The sequence below is a fragment of the Shinella sp. genome, from assembly GCF_035998705.1.
Taxonomy (GTDB): Bacteria; Pseudomonadota; Alphaproteobacteria; order Rhizobiales; family Rhizobiaceae; genus Shinella.
On the sequence record NZ_DASYHH010000016.1, the window covers coordinates 13,430 to 32,187 of the forward strand.

The 18,758-nt window shown below is 62.7% G+C and carries 22 protein-coding genes; 6 read left to right on the plus strand and 16 right to left on the minus strand.

The window, feature by feature from the left end:
- Window position 1: 1 nt before the first annotated feature.
- The 6 genes from VGN93_RS12525 to VGN93_RS12550 all read right to left on the minus strand — a co-directional run bounded on the left by VGN93_RS12525 (window position 2) and on the right by VGN93_RS12550 (window position 5,301).
- Window positions 2–787, minus strand: a complete 786-nt coding sequence (locus VGN93_RS12525) for an alpha/beta hydrolase (protein ID WP_319315015.1) — start codon at window positions 785–787, stop codon at window positions 2–4.
- A 39-nt stretch (window positions 788–826) separates the two neighbouring features.
- Window positions 827–1,531, minus strand: a complete 705-nt coding sequence (locus tag VGN93_RS12530; RefSeq protein WP_319315667.1) for an ABC transporter ATP-binding protein — start codon at window positions 1,529–1,531, stop codon at window positions 827–829.
- 17 nt (window positions 1,532–1,548) lie between these two features.
- Window positions 1,549–2,268: an ABC transporter ATP-binding protein gene (locus tag VGN93_RS12535; RefSeq protein WP_319315018.1), complete on the minus strand. Its 720-nt coding sequence runs from the start codon at window positions 2,266–2,268 to the stop codon at window positions 1,549–1,551.
- Entirely contained in the window at window positions 2,265–3,173 is a 909-nt protein-coding gene (locus tag VGN93_RS12540) for a branched-chain amino acid ABC transporter permease (protein WP_319315021.1), read from the minus strand. The genes VGN93_RS12535 and VGN93_RS12540 overlap by 4 nt, the downstream gene beginning before the upstream one ends.
- Window positions 3,170–4,048 carry a branched-chain amino acid ABC transporter permease gene (locus tag VGN93_RS12545; protein WP_319315024.1) on the minus strand — a complete coding sequence of 293 codons (879 nt, stop codon included), beginning with the start codon at window positions 4,046–4,048 and terminating at the stop codon, window positions 3,170–3,172. Before VGN93_RS12545 ends, VGN93_RS12540 begins: the two co-directional genes overlap by 4 nt.
- Window positions 4,049–4,122: 74 nt before the next feature.
- A complete protein-coding gene (locus VGN93_RS12550) occupies window positions 4,123–5,301 on the minus strand; it encodes an amino acid ABC transporter substrate-binding protein (RefSeq protein WP_319315025.1) in 1,179 nt (392 codons plus the stop codon).
- Between the two features lie 307 nt (window positions 5,302–5,608).
- Here VGN93_RS12550 and VGN93_RS12555 point away from each other — a divergent pair, with 307 nt between their 5' ends.
- On the plus strand, window positions 5,609–6,259 hold the full coding sequence (locus VGN93_RS12555; RefSeq protein ID WP_319315670.1) for a TetR/AcrR family transcriptional regulator: 651 nt from the start codon (window positions 5,609–5,611) through the stop codon (window positions 6,257–6,259).
- Window positions 6,260–6,294: 35 nt separating this feature from the next.
- Here the strand turns inward: VGN93_RS12555 and VGN93_RS12560 are convergent, their stop codons facing one another.
- Window positions 6,295–6,600 carry a hypothetical protein gene (locus VGN93_RS12560; RefSeq protein ID WP_319315028.1) on the minus strand — a complete coding sequence of 102 codons (306 nt, stop codon included), beginning with the start codon at window positions 6,598–6,600 and terminating at the stop codon, window positions 6,295–6,297.
- Window positions 6,601–6,762: 162 nt separating this feature from the next.
- On the opposite strand from VGN93_RS12560, the gene VGN93_RS12565 reads away from it, so the two are divergent.
- Complete coding sequence (locus VGN93_RS12565; protein WP_327507751.1) at window positions 6,763–7,293, plus strand: dihydrofolate reductase family protein; 531 nt, start codon at window positions 6,763–6,765, stop codon at window positions 7,291–7,293.
- Between the two features lie 36 nt (window positions 7,294–7,329).
- Here VGN93_RS12565 and VGN93_RS12570 read toward each other — a convergent pair whose 3' ends face one another.
- From VGN93_RS12570 to VGN93_RS12585, 4 genes are all read right to left on the minus strand, one after another.
- Window positions 7,330–7,461, minus strand: coding sequence for a hypothetical protein (locus tag VGN93_RS12570; protein ID WP_319315033.1), 132 nt, complete (start codon window positions 7,459–7,461; stop codon window positions 7,330–7,332).
- Window positions 7,462–7,498: 37 nt separating this feature from the next.
- The gene (locus VGN93_RS12575) at window positions 7,499–7,930 is read right to left on the minus strand and encodes a GFA family protein (RefSeq protein ID WP_319315036.1); all 432 of its coding nucleotides are present in this window, start codon (window positions 7,928–7,930) and stop codon (window positions 7,499–7,501) included.
- Window positions 7,931–8,023: 93 nt separating this feature from the next.
- Window positions 8,024–8,920: a hypothetical protein gene (locus tag VGN93_RS12580; RefSeq protein ID WP_319315039.1), complete on the minus strand. Its 897-nt coding sequence runs from the start codon at window positions 8,918–8,920 to the stop codon at window positions 8,024–8,026.
- A 9-nt stretch (window positions 8,921–8,929) separates the two neighbouring features.
- Window positions 8,930–9,085, minus strand: coding sequence for a hypothetical protein (locus tag VGN93_RS12585; RefSeq protein WP_319315042.1), 156 nt, complete (start codon window positions 9,083–9,085; stop codon window positions 8,930–8,932).
- A 108-nt stretch (window positions 9,086–9,193) separates the two neighbouring features.
- Here VGN93_RS12585 and VGN93_RS12590 point away from each other — a divergent pair, with 108 nt between their 5' ends.
- From VGN93_RS12590 to VGN93_RS12605, 4 genes are all read left to right on the plus strand, one after another.
- Window positions 9,194–9,508 (plus strand): PepSY domain-containing protein, encoded by a 315-nt coding sequence (locus VGN93_RS12590; RefSeq protein ID WP_319315044.1) that lies wholly within the window; start codon window positions 9,194–9,196, stop codon window positions 9,506–9,508.
- 22 nt (window positions 9,509–9,530) lie between these two features.
- The gene (locus VGN93_RS12595; protein ID WP_319315047.1) at window positions 9,531–10,124 is read left to right on the plus strand and encodes a general stress protein; all 594 of its coding nucleotides are present in this window, start codon (window positions 9,531–9,533) and stop codon (window positions 10,122–10,124) included.
- 59 nt (window positions 10,125–10,183) lie between these two features.
- A complete protein-coding gene (locus VGN93_RS12600; RefSeq protein ID WP_319315050.1) occupies window positions 10,184–10,879 on the plus strand; it encodes a DUF72 domain-containing protein in 696 nt (231 codons plus the stop codon).
- A gap of 275 nt (window positions 10,880–11,154) precedes the next feature.
- The gene (locus tag VGN93_RS12605) at window positions 11,155–13,356 is read left to right on the plus strand and encodes a methyl-accepting chemotaxis protein (RefSeq protein WP_327507752.1); all 2,202 of its coding nucleotides are present in this window, start codon (window positions 11,155–11,157) and stop codon (window positions 13,354–13,356) included.
- 350 nt (window positions 13,357–13,706) lie between these two features.
- Here the strand turns inward: VGN93_RS12605 and VGN93_RS12610 are convergent, their stop codons facing one another.
- From VGN93_RS12610 to ssuD, 5 genes are all read right to left on the minus strand, one after another.
- Entirely contained in the window at window positions 13,707–14,681 is a 975-nt protein-coding gene (locus VGN93_RS12610) for a threonine/serine dehydratase (RefSeq protein ID WP_319315055.1), read from the minus strand.
- Between the two features lie 365 nt (window positions 14,682–15,046).
- The gene (locus VGN93_RS12615) at window positions 15,047–15,541 is read right to left on the minus strand and encodes a ferritin-like domain-containing protein (protein WP_319315058.1); all 495 of its coding nucleotides are present in this window, start codon (window positions 15,539–15,541) and stop codon (window positions 15,047–15,049) included.
- A 168-nt stretch (window positions 15,542–15,709) separates the two neighbouring features.
- Complete coding sequence (locus tag VGN93_RS12620; RefSeq protein WP_257951385.1) at window positions 15,710–15,877, minus strand: Thivi_2564 family membrane protein; 168 nt, start codon at window positions 15,875–15,877, stop codon at window positions 15,710–15,712.
- Window positions 15,878–16,101: 224 nt separating this feature from the next.
- Window positions 16,102–17,133, minus strand: coding sequence for a ribosome small subunit-dependent GTPase A (gene rsgA / locus VGN93_RS12625; RefSeq protein WP_327507753.1), 1,032 nt, complete (start codon window positions 17,131–17,133; stop codon window positions 16,102–16,104).
- Between the two features lie 349 nt (window positions 17,134–17,482).
- Complete coding sequence (gene ssuD, locus VGN93_RS12630) at window positions 17,483–18,652, minus strand: FMNH2-dependent alkanesulfonate monooxygenase (protein ID WP_319315066.1); 1,170 nt, start codon at window positions 18,650–18,652, stop codon at window positions 17,483–17,485.
- Window positions 18,653–18,758 lie beyond the last annotated feature (106 nt).

Sequence of the window (18,758 nt, forward strand, 5' to 3'; positions counted from 1 at the left end):
GTTATCGCTTGTAGAAATCGCGGATTGCCGCAGCGACCTGCACCGGGCTTTCGAGCGTCGGGAAATGGGTTTGGCCCGGAATGTGCACCGGCTCGAACCACGGATGTTCGTTGGCGAAATTGCGCTGGAACTGGCGATATTCCTCTGACAGCGGCTGCGAATAGACATGCATGATCTGCGGCTTGTCCTTCAGCGCCTTCATCCGCTCCAGCGGGCTTCCCCACTTGCGATAGGATTTTTCGATTTCGCGGCAGGCCCGCATCCACATCTCGCCCTTGAACCAGGGCATTTCCGTTCTGATGTGGTTGATGACGTCGGCATTGTCGGTGGCGGCCACCCATTCGTCGAAGAAGCTCTGGCGGCCGGCCTGGTAGTTCTCCGGATCCTGCCCGTCCTGCAACTGCTTGAAAAAGCCCGGATGCGGCTCCATCAGCCAGTCGATGACCACGGTGCGGTCGAGCTTGTAGCGATCGCAGAGCTCGATGTTGACCCAGCAGCCGTGCGAGGTCGAGACCAGATGGAAGGTGCCGGGGTCGAGGCGGTCGATGAACTCAGCCATGTCGTCGACCAGGTCGTCCGAGGTGAAGTCGCCGTGCAGCGTCTGTTCGGCGTCGTGGCCGCGATAGTTCGGGCAGAACACGTGGAAATCCTTGGCTAGTTCCGGCGCCAGCGTCTTGAACAGCCGCTCGTCCTGCGCCCAGCCGCTGAGCAGGATCAGCGTTTCCGCCTTTTCGTCCCCGAACTCGGCATAGGTGATGGGGTGGCCGTTGATCGTCATCGTCTTCATTGCGTCACCATTTCCCTTTCATTGTTTCAAAACAGGCTGTCAGCGTCCGAGATACAGCCGGCGGACATCCGGCATGTCGATGAGCTCGCGCCCCGGCCCGGACAGCTGGACGCGGCCGTTTTCGATGATGTAGCCGTGGTCGGCGGCTTCCAGCGCCAGGCGGGAGTTCTGCTCGGAGAGGAGGACCGTGTAGCCGTCCTTCCTCAGCTCCTCGATCACGGCGAAGACCTGCTTGACCATGATCGGCGCCAGCCCCAGCGTCGGTTCGTCGAGCAGGACGATGCGGGGTTTCGCCATCAGCCCGCGGCCGATCGCCAGCATCTGCTGCTCGCCGCCCGACATGCTGCCGGCCAGTTGCCGTCGGCGCTCCTCCAGCCGCGGGAAGCGCCTGAACATCGCCTCCAGTCGTTCGCCGATCCCGTCCCTTGCCCGCGGAGCGATGGCGCCGAGGCGCAGGTTCTGTTCGACCGACAGAAGGGTAAAGACCATGCGGCCTTCCGGCACCAGCACGATGCCGCGGTCGACCCGCTGGTGTGTCGGCACCGTCGTGATGTCCTGCCCGTCGAAGCGGATCGTGCCGGCCCAGGCCGGCAGCAGCCCGGCGATCGCCTTCATCAGCGTCGTCTTGCCGGCACCGTTGGCGCCGACGAGCGCCGTCACCGAGCCCGGCGCGACGGCGATGCCGATATCGCGCAGAATGGTCACCGGGCCGTAGCCGGATGAAAGACCGCTGACGGTCATCAAGGGTTCCGTTGCGCCGCTCATCCGAAATACACCTTCAAGACATCCGGGTTGGCGGCGATCTCGGCCGGCGGGCCGATCGCGATGGGAACGCCGTGGTCGAGCGCCAGGATGCGGTCGGAGAGCTGCATCAGTGCACCCATGACGTGTTCGACGAGCATGATGGTCAGGTTGCGGGCACGCCGCAGCTCCGACAGGGTCTCGATCATCTCCTCGACTTCGGTCGGCGTCAGGCCGGCCATCACCTCGTCGAGCAGCAGCATTTCCGCGCCGGTTGCGAGGGCGCGGGCGATTTCGAGCCGCTTCTGCCCCGAGAGCGTCAGCTCGCCGGCCATCTTTTCGGACGAGGCGGCAAGGCCGACGGCTTCCAGTGCCGCAAGACCCGCTTCCCTTGCCTCCGCATGGCTGCTGCTGGCAGCGGCGCCGTAGAGCGCGGAAACCACGACGTTGTCGAGCACCGAGATGCCGGCGAAGGGCCGGACGATCTGGAACGTCCGGCTGATGCCGAGCCGGCAGATCTGGTCCGGCCGTTTCCCGGTGATGGTGCGGTTGCGGAACGAGACGCTGCCGCTGCTCGGCTTGATCTGTCCGGCGATCACGGCGAACAATGTCGTCTTGCCGGCGCCGTTGGCGCCCATCAGGCCGAAGATCGAGCCTTCCTCGACGGAAAACGAAACGTTGGTCAGCGCCTTCAAACCGCCGAAACTCTTGGAGATGGCCTGGACATCGAGGATCGTCATGCGCGTGCCTTCTTGCGTTCGAAGAGGCCGGAGAGACCGCGCGGCAGGAACAGGATGAACAGGATGAGAAGCAAGCCGAGGATGATCATGTAGAGCTGCGGGAAGCGTGCCCATAGAAGCTCGGAGAGCAGCACGAAGGCGAACGAACCGAGGATCGGTCCGCGCACGGTACCCATGCCGCCGACGATCGCCATGGTGACGATGCTGAAGGAGACCACCGGATCGAAGGCCTGGGCCGCCTCGAAATAGCTGGTGCGCAGCAGGAGCACGCCGCCGACGATGCCCGGAATGATCGCCGCCGCGACGAAGGCGGTCAGCTTCAGCCGGGCCACCGGAACGCCGATCGCCTCGGCTGCCTCCTCGTTTTCACGGATGGCGATCAGGCCGCGGCCGAGCTTGGAATGCCGGATGAAAACGGCCGCGCCAGTGGCGATGACGGCGAGGCCCAGCATGATGTAGTAGAGCGTTTCGAGCGCCGGTGCGTCGAAGATCAGGCGGCTGAACTGCCCGAGGCTCGTCTCGATCTGCACGATGACGTTCTTGGCAAGCTCGGCGAGGCCGAAGGTGAGGATGACGAAATAGGGGCCGCGCACCCGCAGCACGGGCAGGCCGATCACCAGCGCGGCCACGCCGGCGGCAATGCCGGCGCAGGCGAGGGCGACGGGCAGGGGCAGCATGCCGTTGGTCAGGATGAAGACATAGGAGCCGATGCCGCAGAAGACGACATGTCCCAGCGAAACGTAGCCGGTCATCGCCGACAGGATCGACCAGCTCTGCACCAGCGCCACCCACATGGCGAGGTTGAAGGCGATGCCGACCACGTAGTCCATGCCGGCAAGGGGGAGCGCCAGACCGGCAATGACGAGCGCGAGGCCGCCGATAATATCGAAATTGAGCCTGTTCATCGGGTCTGGATCGCCTTTCCGAAAAGGCCTTGCGGGCGCAGCAGCAGCACGCCGACGAACAGCCCGTAGATCAGGATGGAGCGGTAGGTCGCCGAGGTCATAGCAATGCCGAAGGTCTCGATGAAGCCGAGCGCGAAACCCGCGACGATGCCGGCAAAGATGTTGCCGAGGCCGCCGAGCACGATGACGACGAAGGCGGCGATGGTGAACGGAAAGCCCATGAACGGGGTGATCTGCTCCGTCATGCTGACCAGCACGCCCGCCACCCCCGCGATGGCGAACCCGGTGCAGATGGTCACCATCTGCACGCGATCGACATCGACGCCGACCACGGCCGCGGCATCCCGCCGCTCGATGACGGCACGCAGGCTCCAGCCGAACAGGTGGAAGCGCAGGAACAGCAGCATGCCGAGGCAAAGCACCAGCGCCACGCCGAACAGCATCAACCGATTGCCGCTCGCAGCCACGCCGGCGAAACGATGCACCTCGTTGAGATACTGGTAGCCGCGCGCCGTCGAGGTGAAGGCAAGCGAGACGCCGTTCTGCAGGATGACGGACACGCCATAGAACAGGATGAGGGAATTGGCCTCCAGCCGGCGTGCCAGCGCCGGCGTCGCGAGCAGCTTGCGGAAGATGCCGACATAGATCAACCAGCCGAAGCCGCCGCACAGCGCGGCGGCCGCAAACAGCGAAAAGACCGGCGGCATGCCGAGAAGCGACAACATCCAGAAGGCGACATAGGCGCCGATCATCACCAGGTCGCCATGCGCGATATTCAACAGGCGCAGGGTGCCGTAGACGAGGTTGAGGCCGAGAGCGACAAGCGCATAGAGCGAGCCTGCAACCAGCGCTGCAAACAACAATTGGGCTGACAATGTAAGAACTCCAGCGGTTCGGTTCACCGACGGGGGAACGGCCGGTCAGCAGGCGCCGACCGGTGCTGCTGCTTTTACCACCCGGTCTTCGGGCGGAAGTCCTTGGTCTTGATCGCCTCCGGCCAGACCAGTTCCAGGCTGCCATCCTGGATCTGGAGGAGGGATGTCGGGGTCAGGGCGTTCTGAACGCCCTCGAACTTGACCGGACCGTTGATCGTGTCGAAGGTCATGGTCGACACCGCTTCGCGGATCTTTTCCTTGTCCAGGCCGGCCTTGGCGACGGCCTGCTGGAGGATCTCCATCGACATGTAGGCGAGAGCGCTGTCGAGCGCGTCGGGGGCCTCGTTGTACTTGGCCTTGTAGGCGTCGAAGAACGGTTTCGCCTTCGGCCAGGCGGCCTGGTTCGGCGACCAGTGGCCAACGGTGACGATGTTGTTGACGCTATCGCCCAGCGCCTGCTGGTAGGAGCCGAAGGTGGCGCCGATCAGCGACAGCACGAACGGCGCCTTGACGCCGAGTTCCTTGGCTTGCGCGGCGAAGAGGAAAGAGTCCGCCGGATAGCTCAGCATGATCACGGCATCGGCGCCGGAATCGTTGACCTGCGTCAAGAGCGTCGTCAGGTCCTTGATGTCGGGCGGATAGTTTTCGTTGACGGCGACCGTGACGGCCTGCTTTTCCAGTGCCGGCACCAGGAAGCTCTTGATTTCCTGCGACAGCGGCAGGACGTTGGACAGGATCGCCGCCGATGTGACGCCCTTGTTCTTCATGAAGGCCGCCAGTTCTTCGCCGACCTTGTCGGGGATGACGGCCGTCGGGAACCAGATGTAACCCGGCGCGACCTCGCGCAACTGCACCGACGCGGCTGTATTGCCGACCATCGGGAACTTGTGGCGGCTGAGGATCGGCGCCAGCGCCAGGTGGATGGGCGTGCTCCATGGTGCCGCCAGCAGGTCGACCTTGTCCTCGGTGATCAGTTTTTCATAGATGCGCACGGCATTGGCCGGATTGGACTGGTCGTCATAGGTGACGAATTCGACGGGCCGCTTCGTGCCGCCGACATCGAGGCCGCCGGCGGCATTGACCTGGTCCTTCCAGAGTTCGTAGGCGTTGACCTGCGAGGGTGCCGCCTGGGCGAAAAGGCCGGTCAGCGACATGGAATAGCCGATGCGAACCGGTTCTTCGGCCTGCACCGCGCCGGCCGCAAGGATCGCCCCGGCGGTTATGATGGACTTCAGCTTCCGCAGCAATGTCATCGTCGTTCCCCTTGATTTTTTACGTTCCCAAACCGGTCGGTTTTCCGTCCGGCCCTTCTCCAGGAAGATCACATGCGGGCTCACGCCGACGGCATGTCTGCCTGATCAGCCGCAAAGCCTTCCGTTATTTTCTCAATCCTCCGCAGCCTCGCCGTGGCGGTTATCCCGCACTTGATATCTGATAAGCGAATGCTGTTCGGTAATGAAAAGAAAGTCGGCGCGCTTGTCAATACCGAATGGCATTCGTTTTTGAATTGCGTTATCTCAGGGGCAGGCGCGGGGTTGAGCCTGCTGGCAAGTTTTGATTGTGGAAGAGTGGCGAGGTGCGGCGTTGGTACGTTTGAAGAGCGAGGCCGTCAGGGAAGCGATCCTGGCTTCGGCGGCAAAGGAAATTTCGGCCAACGGTTACCTGGATACGACGATCGGCCGGATTGCCAAGGGTGCGGGCATCGCGCCCTCGAACGTCTACGTCTATTTCGAATCCAAGTTGCAGATCTATTTCACCATCTACGAACCTTGGTTCAAGACACAGTTCGCGGTGCTGGAGCGGACGGTCAGCAAACAATCGACGCGGCAAAAGAAGATCAACGCGCTGGTGCAGGGAATATTGCGGGATATTGCCGACGACAAGACCGGTTATACGGCCGCTCTGATGGAGGCTCTGGCGGCGGTGAAGCCGAAGGACAAATATCGCCCCGACCTGCTGGCCTGGGCGGAGGAAAGGATAGAAGACATCGTCGTCCAATCAATCGGCGGCTACCATCATGGACATCCCGATCTCAAGGCGTTCGCGCATCTCATGATGCTGACCTTCGACGGAAGCGCTTTGCGGGCAAAAATCCTGCGTGCGAATGCCCAGGAAGACAAGACCATGGAGGCTGTCGAGGCGATGCTGAAGCAGATCATCATGGTTCCGCAGGACGAACCGGCGGGCCGGGAAAATAGCGCTGCTGTCTAGCGACCGGATCCTTGCCACATGGCGAAACGGGTCCGCTATATCCCCGACCCGTCAAGCTGCTGTGCATCGTCGCCTTCCCAGGGCGAGGGCACGGCGGCGCGGTTGAGACTGGCCGACGGCATCGGCATCCAACACTTCAGCTCCGGTTCGGCATATTCAATGATGGCGCCGGGCGAGGAATCGGAGGCGCGCCAGCCTTCTGCGCCGAACCGATCGCCATTCGACCAGTAGGCGACGTCGACTTCCGCCGGCCCCTGTTCGGATGAGCGGACTGTGATGAGGATCCGGCTACCGTCCCTCGGTGCGCTTGCCATGTGACGCCACCGTTCTGGTTCATCCATCGATTTTCCTCCTGCCTTGCCTCGGATTGAAGTGTCGCCTCGCCATCGAAGGCGGTCAACCCAAACTTTGCACAACCCATGCGCATGCCAAAACCAATTGCAATATAAAACCAGTCAATTTAGCTTGTGACACGGATGCGCCGCTGAGGAGAGGAAGTGGGTATGGCCAAGCTCGTGTTCGGAATGAACCAGTCCCTGGACGGCTATGTGGATCATACGGAGTTCGCGCCAAGTCCTACGCTCTTTCGCCACTTCATCAAGGAGGCCGAGCGGCAGGCGGGCAGTCTGTACGGTCGCCGAATATACGAGATCATGCGTTACTGGGACGAAGACCATCCTGAATGGGATGCAGATAGACGGGCCTTTGCGGCGGCGTGGCGGAAGCAGCCGAAATGGGTCGTCTCGCGCTCGTTGACGGCGGTTGGTCCCAACGCCGCGCTTGTCGAGGGTGATCTCGAAGGAGCGGTCCACAAATTGAAGGCCGAACGCGACGGGGAGATCGAAGTTGCAGGCCCGGACCTGGCGCGAAGCCTCACAGACCTTGGCTTGATCGACGAGTACCGAATCTACCTGCACCCGGTCGTGCTCGGCCGCGGCACGCCGTATTTCGCCGGCCCCCGGCCGCCGCTCCGCCTTATGACGAGTGATCGCATTGGTGAGGATGTGATCAGGCTAACCTACGCTCCTGCCTGAACAGAAGAAGCGCGGCTCGCTGTCTCTCGCCGTGGCTCATCCCCGCAGATCGAGGAAGAACAGAACCATCTCGGCGGCAGCGTCCGGTCCGCGGGGATCCGTATAGGAGCCATCGGCCTTGCCGCCGGACCGGGCATGGCCGGTGCCGTTTACCAGCCAGCATTCCACGGCCGGCCTTCCCGCCTGGCCCGTGACAATGGTTCTTTCATAGGTCCGGCCGCCCAAGCGGCGCCGTCCGGCGGCGCGTATAGGCGTCGACCCTGGCCAGGCCGTCATCCATTTTGATGAACGGGAGGCGTTGGCGCCAGAAGCCGTGCGCTTGGGGCGGGAAACGTTCGGGAGCGTCCATGAAACCGATGCAAACATAGATTTCACCGGGAAGCCCTTCATCCGTATAGGCGATCGACGTGCCGCACTTGCCGCAGAATTGCCTCACCACACCGCGCGTTTTCGAGAATGTCTGCGGCTGGCCCCGCGAGAACGTCACCTGATCATGGCTGTAGCCGATCCATATGGTCATCGGGCCGCCGATCGCCCGGCGGCAATCGTCGTCATGGTCGAAGCATATCCAGAACGGATCGCCCGTAAATGTCGCCGCGATCGCCCCGCAGAAACAATGTCCGTGTTCGGTTCGCATGTTTCACCTCGCAGCAAGTGGATGGGGTGGCTTCACGAACGGATCAGGCGCGAACTTGCCGCGCCTGATCGTTAGGATGCCTTTTTGAAACGCCTAGCGTTCGAAGGCAGCTTGTTCGTCGTCGCGCTGGCGTCCGCCAAGGGCGGCGGCGGCAGAGGCGATGAACGCGCCGACAAGGAGGGATAGGGCGCCCAGCATCGCTGTCGTCGCACCCGCCTTTCGTGCGTCGTCGGCAGCCTTCAGGGCGGCGTTCTTCGCATCCTCGATCTGCTGCAGCGTCTGGTCCACGCGTGCCCTTGCTTCCTCCGGCGTCACGCCGGCGCGTGACGCAACGATGGCGGCAATATAGGCCCGGTCGGCTTCCGGAACGCCATCGCTGACCGCGCCGCGCATCAGGATGCGGGAAACTTCGGCCGTTGCGGACGCGTCGTCGGCCTGCGCCCGGGTGGTCAGATCCTGCGGGCGGAGCAGCAGGTCCGTGAAGTATCCGGTCGCTGCATCCGGTGTCGTCGCATCGCTGTTTGCCGCAGCGGCCGCGCCCGTCGCGGTTGCCGTCACCGCAGCCGTCGAGACGGCCTGCACACCCGTGCCCGCCAGCGACGTGAAGGCGGAGCCGGCCAGACCCATGACGACGACCGTCGCCAGCGCCCAGCTCAGGAAGCCGTGGGCGGTATCGCGGAAGAAGACCTCGTCCGTGTGGACACCAACCCACTTGGTGCGCAGGCGACCGGTGAGATAACCGCCAAATGCCGACGCCAGCCATTGCACCACGACAAACCAGATCGCGGCCGTGACACTGACCGTGGTGAAGGACGCGCTTTCTCCAGCCCAAGGCGAAACCATCGTCAGGCCGACGCCGGAGCCGAGAAGAAGCAGAATGATCGTCGTGGCCGATGCCGCGACCGACCCGCCGATGACGGGACCCCAGGCCAAGGCCGGTGTGCTGGATTCGACGCCGACGTCGGAGACGCCCGATGTATAAAGTGCCATATCCGCCCCCTATCGCAGGAAGAGAACGAGCAGGATGACGATCGGCAGCGGAATGCCAAGAAGCCAGAGAAGAATACCACGACCCATTTTGAAGACCTCCAGTAGTGTGCGAGCGAATGCGCGCAGCGTGATCCCTTCAACTGTTTGAATCGGCTGATGTTCCATGCGCGTGAAAACCTTTTTTTAACATTTTCTATTCGCGATCCGCGGAACCATGTCCGTGATCGGGTGTTTCTAGTGGGCCTGCTCTCAGGTTCCAACGAGGAAAAAATCATGAAAAAACTTCTTCTAGCCGCAGCGCTTGTGGGCGCGTCGACCTTTGGCGCCTTCGCTCAGACCACAACCCCGACGACCGATGGCGACACGCCCGCGGTTGCCACGCCGGATAGCAAGAATGCGACGGCCCCGGTCGAGGGTGCAAACAGCTTCACCGAGGAACAGGCGAAGGAACGCATCATCGAAGGCGGATATGCGGACGTCACGGGCCTCACCCTCGACGACAAGGGCGTGTGGCAGGGCAAGGCGATGAAGGACGGCAAGTCCGTCACTGTCGCGCTCGACTACCAGGGCAACATCGTCGCCAACTAATTCCAGCGTTCAGGAGATTTCCATGAAGACCGTTACCGGACTTTTCGACGACTATTCCGATGCCAGCGCCGCCGTCAGCGCCCTTGAAGCGCGCGGTGTGCCTTCCAGCGATATCAGCATCGTTTCCAACAATGCGGATGAGCGCCATGGCAAGGATTCCAATGCTGCGGAAGGTGCGGGCACAGGCGCCGGCATCGGCGCCGCTGTCGGCGGCGTCGGCGGCCTGCTGACGGGGCTCGGCATCATGGCGATACCCGGCGTCGGCCCTGTCGTTGCGGCAGGCTGGCTTGCGGCCACGGCAGCGGGTGCTGTTGCCGGTGCCGTCGCAGGCGGTGCCGCCGGCGGCCTGATCGGCGCACTGACGTCCTCCGGCGTTCCGGAAGAGCATGCCCACGTTTATGCGGAAGGCGTGCGTCGCGGCGGAACGCTCGTTACCGCGAAGGTCGATGAAAGCCTCCATGCCGAGGCGGAAGCCATCCTTCGCGACGCCAACTGGGTCGATCCGGGCCAGCGGCGTGCGGCCTATGCCGAAGAAGGCTGGACGCAGTTCGACGAGACCAAGCCGCCCTATGGCACTGCGGAAATCGAACAGGAACGCCTGCGCTACAGGCGTTAAAGGTTCCAGGGAAAGGCCGGCATCTGCCGGCCTTTCTTCGATGCGAAGGACAGACGACGGTGCCGGTTATCGCGACAGCTGCATGGTCGATCCCCAGGACGGTGGCGCATCGATTCCCCGAAACAGGGAGCGGGCTCACCCGCTATGCCGCTGTCTTCAGCGGGGTGGAGATCAATTCGACATTCTACCGTCATCACCGGACAACGACGTTCGAGCGCTGGGCGCAATCGGTGCCGGATGACTTTCGTTTTGCCGTCAAGGTGCCGCGCGCGATCACCCATGAACACCGGTTGCGCGATATCCATCCGCTCTTCACGACGTTTCTGGACGAGATCTCACCCCTGACCGGCAAGCTCGGACCGTTGTTGTGCCAACTGCCACCCGGTCTCGAATTCGATGCCGCCGAGGCCGAGAGTGCCTTCGCAGCGATGCGTGCTGCGTTTGCCGGCATGCTGGTGCTCGAGCCGCGCCACGAAAGCTGGGCTTCGCAATCGGCGCGCGCGGTTCTTCAACGCCATGACATCGATCGCGTTCTCGCTGATCCGGCGCCCGTCTGGCCGATCCCCGATTTTCCCGATCCGCCCAAATATATTCGGCTGCACGGCACACCCAGGATCTACTATTCCAACTATAGCGATGAAGAAATCCGGTCCTTTGGCAAGCGTCTTGCGCCCGACAGCTGGTGCGTATTCGACAACACGGCGTCCGGCGCCGCTATTCAAAACGCGCTGACGATGCGTGATCAACTGGCGTGAGGCTGCGATCGGTTTATGTCATGCGGCGTGAGATCGCCTGCTGCCAGGTCATCGGCTTTTCGAAACAAGAACGAAATGGCGGCCGACGGCCTGCCGAACGATCTCGGCGCCGGCTGCTTTCGCGGAGGCGATTGGCCGCTACAAGAAATTACGAGGTATTTTTCACCTGAACAAATTTACTTAAAATTGAAGAGTTACTCCTCATCAGTAGTGCAACTCAAGTTGTATCAAGGTGGGGTTCAATGCCTGAAGTCGAGATTAGACGTCCTCTGTGGATGACGATCACGGCCTGCGGTTTCGCAGCCGTTCTGTTTTCCAGCATCGCGATTGGAGGCACGGCCTGGTATCGGCAGTCGCTCGCGACCAACGACGCCTTGCAGCGCGAAGTCGCAAGCGACCTCGCGCTCATCGAAACGGACATGGCGGCCCAGCGCAAGGCCGCCTCCGCCCTGGCCCTGATGATTGCCGGCGAACCCGAGGTCGCCGACCTGATCACCACGAACGCTCGCGACGAGATCGTCGCCCGGCACGCGCCGACATTGCCGGCCGTCGTGCGTGACGGCGGCCCGCAATTGATGACGTTCGTCAATGCCAAGGGCGAGGCTGTCGCCCGCATTCACACGCCGGACAAATTCGGCGACGACATGAAGGCGCGCCGCAAGACCGTCGTGGAGGCGCTGTCCAGCGGCAAGCTGGTGGCGGGTATCGAACCCGGTCGCGCCGCCGTCAGCATGTTCGCGTCGGCTCCGGTCATCAGCGGCGGCCAGACGGTCGGCGTCGTCGATGTCGGAACCAGCCTGGCGAACGCCTATTTCGAGCCTCTCGCGAAACGGATCGACGGCGCTGTCGCGGTCCATATCCTCGTCGATGGGAAATTGGAAAAGCAGGCTTCGACGACCGATTCCGTGTTCCTTTCCGACGATGAGCTGAAGGCCGCCTTCGATGGGAAGGCCCTTCAAAAGCAGGTTGTGTCCAACGACGTGACGTATGTCGTCAAGGCCGTGCCTTTCAACAACTACTCTGGCGCCACGATCGGCATCCTGGAGATCGCGTCCGACGTCAGCTCGATCGTTAACGAGGGCAAGACGGCTCTGTGGATGACGGTCATCGGCACGGCCGTGGTTTCGCTCCTGTCCCTTCTCGGCTTCCTCCTCTTCGCCCGCTCGCTGGCCGGCACGCTCGGCCGCCTCACGGGAACGATGACGAGCCTGGCCGCCGGCGATCTCACGGCGACGATCGAAGGCGATTCCCGTCGCGACGAAGTCGGCGCGATGGCCCGGGCGGTCAAGGTGTTCAAGGATAATGGCTTGAAGACGCGTGACCTGGAGCGCCAGGCGGAAGCCCAGCGCAACGAGTCCGAGGAGCATCGACGTGTTGCCGCCGAGCAGGATCGCGTCCGCGCGGAGGCGATGGCGCAGGCGACCGACGGCCTTGCTTCCGGGCTGCAACAGCTCGCCTCCGGCAATCTCGGCGCCCAGCTGAGCCAGCCGTTCTCCGAGGAGTTCGAAAGCCTGCGCAACGACTTCAACCGCGCCGTGGCGCAGCTGCGCGATACGATGGCCGCCGTTGCGGATGCAACCGGCTCCATCGACAGCGGATCACGCGAGATCAGCCAGAGCGCCGACGATCTTTCCAAGCGCACCGAGCAGCAGGCTGCCTCGCTTGAGGAAACGGCCGCGGCCCTCGACCAGATCACGACCAATGTGGGCAATTCCTCCAAGCGCGTCGAGGAGGCGCGCACGGTGGCCATCCAGGCGAACCAGAGCGCCCGGCAGTCAGGCGAGGTCGTTGCGAATGCGGTCGATGCCATGGGCAAGATCGAGCAGTCTTCCAACCAGATTTCCAGCATTATCGGCGTCATCGATGATATCGCCTTCCAGACCAACCTGCTGGCTCTGAACGCGGGCGTTGAAGCGGCGCGCGCCGGCGAAGCCGGCAAGGGCTTCGCGGTCGTCGCACAGGAGGTCCGCGAGCTGGCACAGCGTTCGGCAAAGGCTGCCAAGGAAATCAAGGGCCTGATCAGCAACTCGTCGGCCGAGGTTGGAAATGGCGTTCATCTGGTGAGCCAGACGGGCGAAGCGCTGAGAACTATCGAAGGCTATATCGTCTCGATCAACCAGCACATGGACGCCATCGCGACATCGTCAAGAGAGCAGTCGATCGGACTGACGGAGGTCAACACCGCCGTCAACCAGATGGACCAGGTCACCCAGCAGAACGCGGCGATGGTGGAAGAAGCCAATGCCGCCGGCGCAACGCTGGCCAACGAGGCGACCCGGCTGCGCGACCTGGTCGGACAGTTCCAGTTGGGAAGCGGCACATCGGCGGATTATTCCGCGCGCCCGGCTGCACCCGTCGCCAAAGCGGCTCCATCTGGCTCACCCGCCCGCAGCATGGTCAACCGCATCGCCAGCGCCTTCGGGGCACGGGGTTCGGCCGCCGTCGCCGTCCAGAACGACTCCTGGGAAGAGTTCTGAGCGCGTCGCTGGCAACGATTTAGCAAGAAGGCTGGGAGCCGTCGGGTTCCCAGCCTTTTCTTTCGTGCGTCGTCAGTCGCGTTCGCCGGCACCGTATTCATGGGCCTGCTTGAGGTGCTGGCGCAGCAGGGCTTCCGCCCATTCGAGGTCGCCGTTTTCCACTGCGTCGAGTTGTGAGCCGGAAGCCCCTGCCGAAGACTTCGGCAGGGGGGCGCGAACCGTTGACCCGGACGTAACTCTGGACCCATGCGATGGAGTCCACAAAGGCGCAGCAATGCCGGGTGCTGGCGGAGATTAGCGGCATCCTGATTGTATCCGGATGGGTCACGGGCGGGACTGTCGAAAGACAGTCAGCCGAAACGCTCCAGCGCGGAGGCGAAGATCGGCATATCGACATTGCCGCCGGAAGCGACAGCGATGATCGTATCGCTTCCCAGCGCGGTGCCATGGAACAGGGCGGCTGCCAGAGCGACCGCGCCGCCCGGCTCGATGACGATCTTCAGGCGCTTGAAGGCAAGCGCCATGGCACGGAGAGCCTCGTCGTCGGACACCGCGATGCCGGCGCCGGCGAGCCGCTTCAAGATTGGAAACGTGATCTTGCCCGGTTCCGGCGTGAGGATCGCGTCGCAGATCGAACCTGTAAGGGCACTGTTGCGCCCGATCTCTCCGGACGTCAGCGAGCGGGCGAAGTCGTCGAAATTCTCCGGCTCGCAGGTGCGCACGATAAAGCCGGGCGCGCGCGTTTCGAGCGCCAGTGCAATGCCCGAACTCAACCCGCCGCCGCCACAGGGCACGAGCACCTCTGCCGCGCTCACGCCTTCTTCCTCGGCCTGTTCGGCAATCTCAAGTCCCGCCGTGCCCTGGCCGGCGATGACCATCGGTTCATCGAAAGGTTTGACCAGCGTCAGCCCCCGTTCCGCGGAAAGCCGCGCACCGATGGCGTCGCGATCTTCGTTGAGGCGGTCGTATAAGACGACCTCGGCGCCGAAGGCCCGGGTATTTTCAATCTTCGTCTTCGGTGCGTCGGAGGGCATGACGATCACGGATGCCACGCCATGCAGCTTCGCCGCCAGGGCTACGCCCTGTGCGTGGTTGCCGGAAGAAAACGCGATCACGCCGTTTTTGCGGATTTCCGGTGGCAAGGCGGAGAGTGCCGACCAGCCGCCGCGAAACTTGAAGGATCCGGTATGCTGGAGACATTCCGCTTTTACCAGGATGCGCCGCCCTGCCATGTCATCGAGAAACGGGGACGACAGCAAGGGAGTGCGCCTTACATGTCCACGAAGGCGCGCAGAAGCGGATGTGATCATTTCAAAGGATGCCATCGGGGTCTCTCGGCTGATCGGCTCGCTCGTGAATAGACTGTAGGACAGCGGCAGGAAAGCCGATCCTTGTCAGGGTGACAAGGTCGCACCGGGCGCGCGCTTTTCTAGAGCGCTGCGCGCTTGTCGTACTTCGCAAGGCGTGAGAGCAGGTAGTCCACCTCTGTCTTGGCGACAGGGAGACAGCACGCGGACCTCCCGGGCGACGGCGACGCGTGATCTTCATGACCTGGTGGTGAAGGGTGCGCTGACGCGCATCGGCGAACGCAGGCACACGCGCTATTCGCTGAACACGAGCGGGCTATAAGGATGGGTCGTTTGACCCGCTATGGCGGCCTCGGTCCGGAGGCCGTCATAGCGATGAGCCATTATGCGGCCTTCCTGGCCGCCGACGTCTTGTTGACGGATGTGACGGCGAGGTTGGTCAGTTTGTTGTTCGTCGCTTTTTCCTCGTCGAGGATTTCGCTGAGCAATTTGTGGGCTTCATCATGACCGAGGTCCTTGGCCCATTCGCGAAGCGAGCCGTAGCGCGAAATCTCGTAGTGCTCGACAGCCTGGCAGGCGGCAAGCAAGCCCGCGTCGAGTGCCGTGCCGGATGCTTCCTTCATGAGGCCGTCGGCCTCCTTGATCAGGCCTTCAATGGCATCGCACTTTTCGCCGGAAGCCTTTTTGCCGATCGACTTGAAAACCTGCTCCAGCTTCTTGATCTGGCCCTTGGTTTCTTCAAGGTGATCCTCGGCCGCCTTCTTCAGCTTCGGGTCCGTTGCCGCCTTCGCAACTTTCGGCAGCGCCTTCGTGATGGCGTTCTCGGCGTAGTAGATGTCCTGAAGCGTGTGCTCGAAAATGTCGGCTAGGGTTTTCATTGGAATCTCCTTGGTGCGCAAACTTGCACGGAGGACAATGTTGCGAGGCCGAAATTGTTCCTCGCTGGAATTCAGTCTACAGGCCAGCGCTGGAAGCACATGACGGTTCAGATATGGGCGACGGAAAGGTCAATCCCTCCGCCGCCCGCCATCTTGCGGGCATAATGGCTAGAACACCGCAATATACTTCAGCAGGGCAATAATGCCGATGATGATGACGACCACCTGGGCGATCTGCTTCGCGCGGCCATCGAGGGGTAAACGTCCGATGAGATAAAGAACCAGCACGATCACAAGGAAGGTGATCAAGATGCTGATGAGAACAGATGTAGCCAAAGCCCAAACTCCTTAATCCAGCGCAGAATTGCACCGTAGAGGCGTAACTATGGCTGCAATCGCGGGAGGGAAGCCCGCAGGGTAAAAAAATTAGGAGAAGATGCGACCACCCGGACGTGATGGCGACCCCGGACAAGGGACTGGTTGGGCGCTCGGAATTCTTGCCTGCCAGCCGAAGTCAAACGGAGATGCGCACGTCCCCGGCCTGCGGGTCGGCATCAGGCCTACGAACCTCGATATTTATTCTTGCGGACGATCTTGTTGCCCCGCGGTCCGCTGACCACCGGCGTTCTGCCGCGGTTTTCTGCCTGCAGACTGCGCCAGCGTTCCAGGCGATCGGCGGCGAGCGTCCCGCCGGCGATCGCTGCCTGCACGGCGCAGCCCGGCTCGTGGGCATGGGTGCAATCGCGAAATTTACAAAGCGGCGCCAGATCGGTGATTTCGGCAAACAGGGTATCGATGCCATCGGTCACGTCGCTGACGTAGAGCGTCCGTATCCCCGGCGTATCGATAACCCAGCCGCCGGCTGAAATGGCGTGCAGCGATCGCGCGGTCGTGGTGTGCCGGCCCTTTGCATCACGTTCGCGGATGCTTCCGGTCTTCTGCATCGTGTCGGGTGCAAGCCCGGCAAGCGTGTTCACCAGCGTCGATTTTCCGACACCGGAGGATCCCACCAGCGCCACGGTCTGGCCGACGCCGCACCAGCGTTTCAACAGGGAAGCGGCATCGGCCGAGCGCGCATTCAAGACGACGACAGGCAGGTCACGCTGCAGCGCCTTGGCCTGCTGCTCGAATGTGCCTGCGTCTTCGGCGGTGTCAGCCTTGGTCAGCACGATCACCGGATCGGTCCCGGCCTGGTTGGCCATGATCAGGTAGCGCTCCAGCCTCCCGACGTTGAAATCGGCATTGCACGAGGTCACGATAAAGAGGGTATCGACATTGGCTGCAGCAAGTTGCTGGCCCTGTGCGCCTTCCGCGCGCCGCTGAAACACTGTCTTTCGGTCGAGACGGCGGACCAACATGCCTGTCAGGGGATCGGCAAGAACCCAGTCGCCCACCGCGAACTCCGCGGTGTTGCTATTCGGCGGAAGCTCGAGCCCGACCGGTCCGGTGACGCCGATCGCGTCGATGCGCGCCCGGTGAACCGAAGCGACGCGCCTGGGCGCGAGCTCCGCTTCGCCTGGCTCGACCTGAACCGCGAAGAAATCGGACCAGCCAAGCAGGTCAAGCGACAAGGGCGGGCTGGAATCGGTCAAAGCGTGATCCGAATATTCGGTTGCGCCGTCATGAATAGGGTCTTCGCAGGTTGAAATTGCATGAGATATTATCCGCGATCGAACGCTATCGATTGTCGGTAATGCAATATAGCAAACGTTCAACGGTGGAAATGCCGCAACAAGGAAGAACGGCCCCGGAGGGTCAATCGCGGTTCGCTTGACCTTAAACCCCGGGCCGGGCGGTCCTGCGGCGTTGCCATGGCAAGCCGCAGGCCGTGACCAGACGGCTAGAGTATGTCTGGTTCAGACTGAACCAGACATACTCTAGGTTCTTTTGTTTTCGTTTGTCTTTTCGGGAAAACCGGTTCCCACTTTTCCCTGACAAACGCTACGATGCCGAGGTCAGCTTGACGTTGCCGCCGTGGCCGCCGCCGCCGAAGACCTGGCGGTCGCCGAAGGAGGCGCGCAGCTGGCCGCGCGGGCCGGGAAGGCCGAGTTCCGGGAAGAGCAGTTCGGAAACGCGGTAGGCCTCTTCCACATGCGGATAACCGGAAGCGATCACCGTATCGATGCCGAGTGCCTGGTATTCGCGCAGCCGCGCGGCGACGGTCTTGGGCGAGCCCACCAATGCGGTGCCTGCGCCGGAACGCACGAGGCCGATGCCGGCCCACAGGTTCGGCGACACTTCCAGCTTGTCGCGCCGGCCGTTGTGCAGGGCCACCATGCGCGCCTGGCCGACGGAGTCGGAATTCTTGGTCAGCACCTCCTGCGCCGAGGCGATGGCCTCGTCCGAAAGCCTGGAAATCAGCCGGTCGGCGGCTTCCCACGCTTCGTCATCCGTCTCGCGCACGATGAAATGCAGGCGGATGCCGAAGGTCGCCTCGCGGCCCTTGCTGGCGGCGACCTTGCGCGCATGGGCGATCTTTTCCGCGACCTGTGCCGGCGGTTCGCCCCAGGTCAGGTATTTGTCGACGAGGCCGCCGGCAAAATCGATCGCCGCTTCGGACGATCCGCCGAAATAGATCGGCGGGCGCGGCTGCTGCACCGGCGGCAGGCCGAGCTGCGCGTTGATCGCCTTGATATATTTGCCGTCGAGGGTGGACTTGCCGGTCTCGATCAGCTCGTTGAAGACCTGGAAGAATTCGCTCGCATGGTCGTAGCGCTCGTCATGCGGCAGGAAGATGCCGTCGCCGGCAAGTTCCTGTGCGCTGCCGCCGACCACGATATTGAGTAGCAGCCGGCCGTTCGACACGCGGTCGAGCGTGGCGGCGAGGCGCGCATAATAGGCCGGCGTCGCCGTGCCGGGGCGGATCGCCACGAGGAATTTCAGCCTCTCCGTGCGCGCGGCAAGGTCGGCGGCCAGCACGAAGGATTCTTCGCAGGCAGCACCGACCGGAATGAGCACGCCCGAATAGCCGAGACGGTCGACGGCGACCGCGATCTCGCGAAGATATCCCGGATCCGGCGGGCGGCTGAGTTCGTCCGAGCCGAGATAGGAACCATCGCCGGAACTCGGGATGAACCAGAGGAAATCAAGGGGCTGGTCGGTCTTGGTCATGACATGTCTTCCTGCCGCGGCGGGCTGCCGATCATCTGGAGAGCCTCCGCATGCCGGCGGCAAGTGGAGCTATGGGTAAAATAATAATTTCTATAGTTTCAGTAAG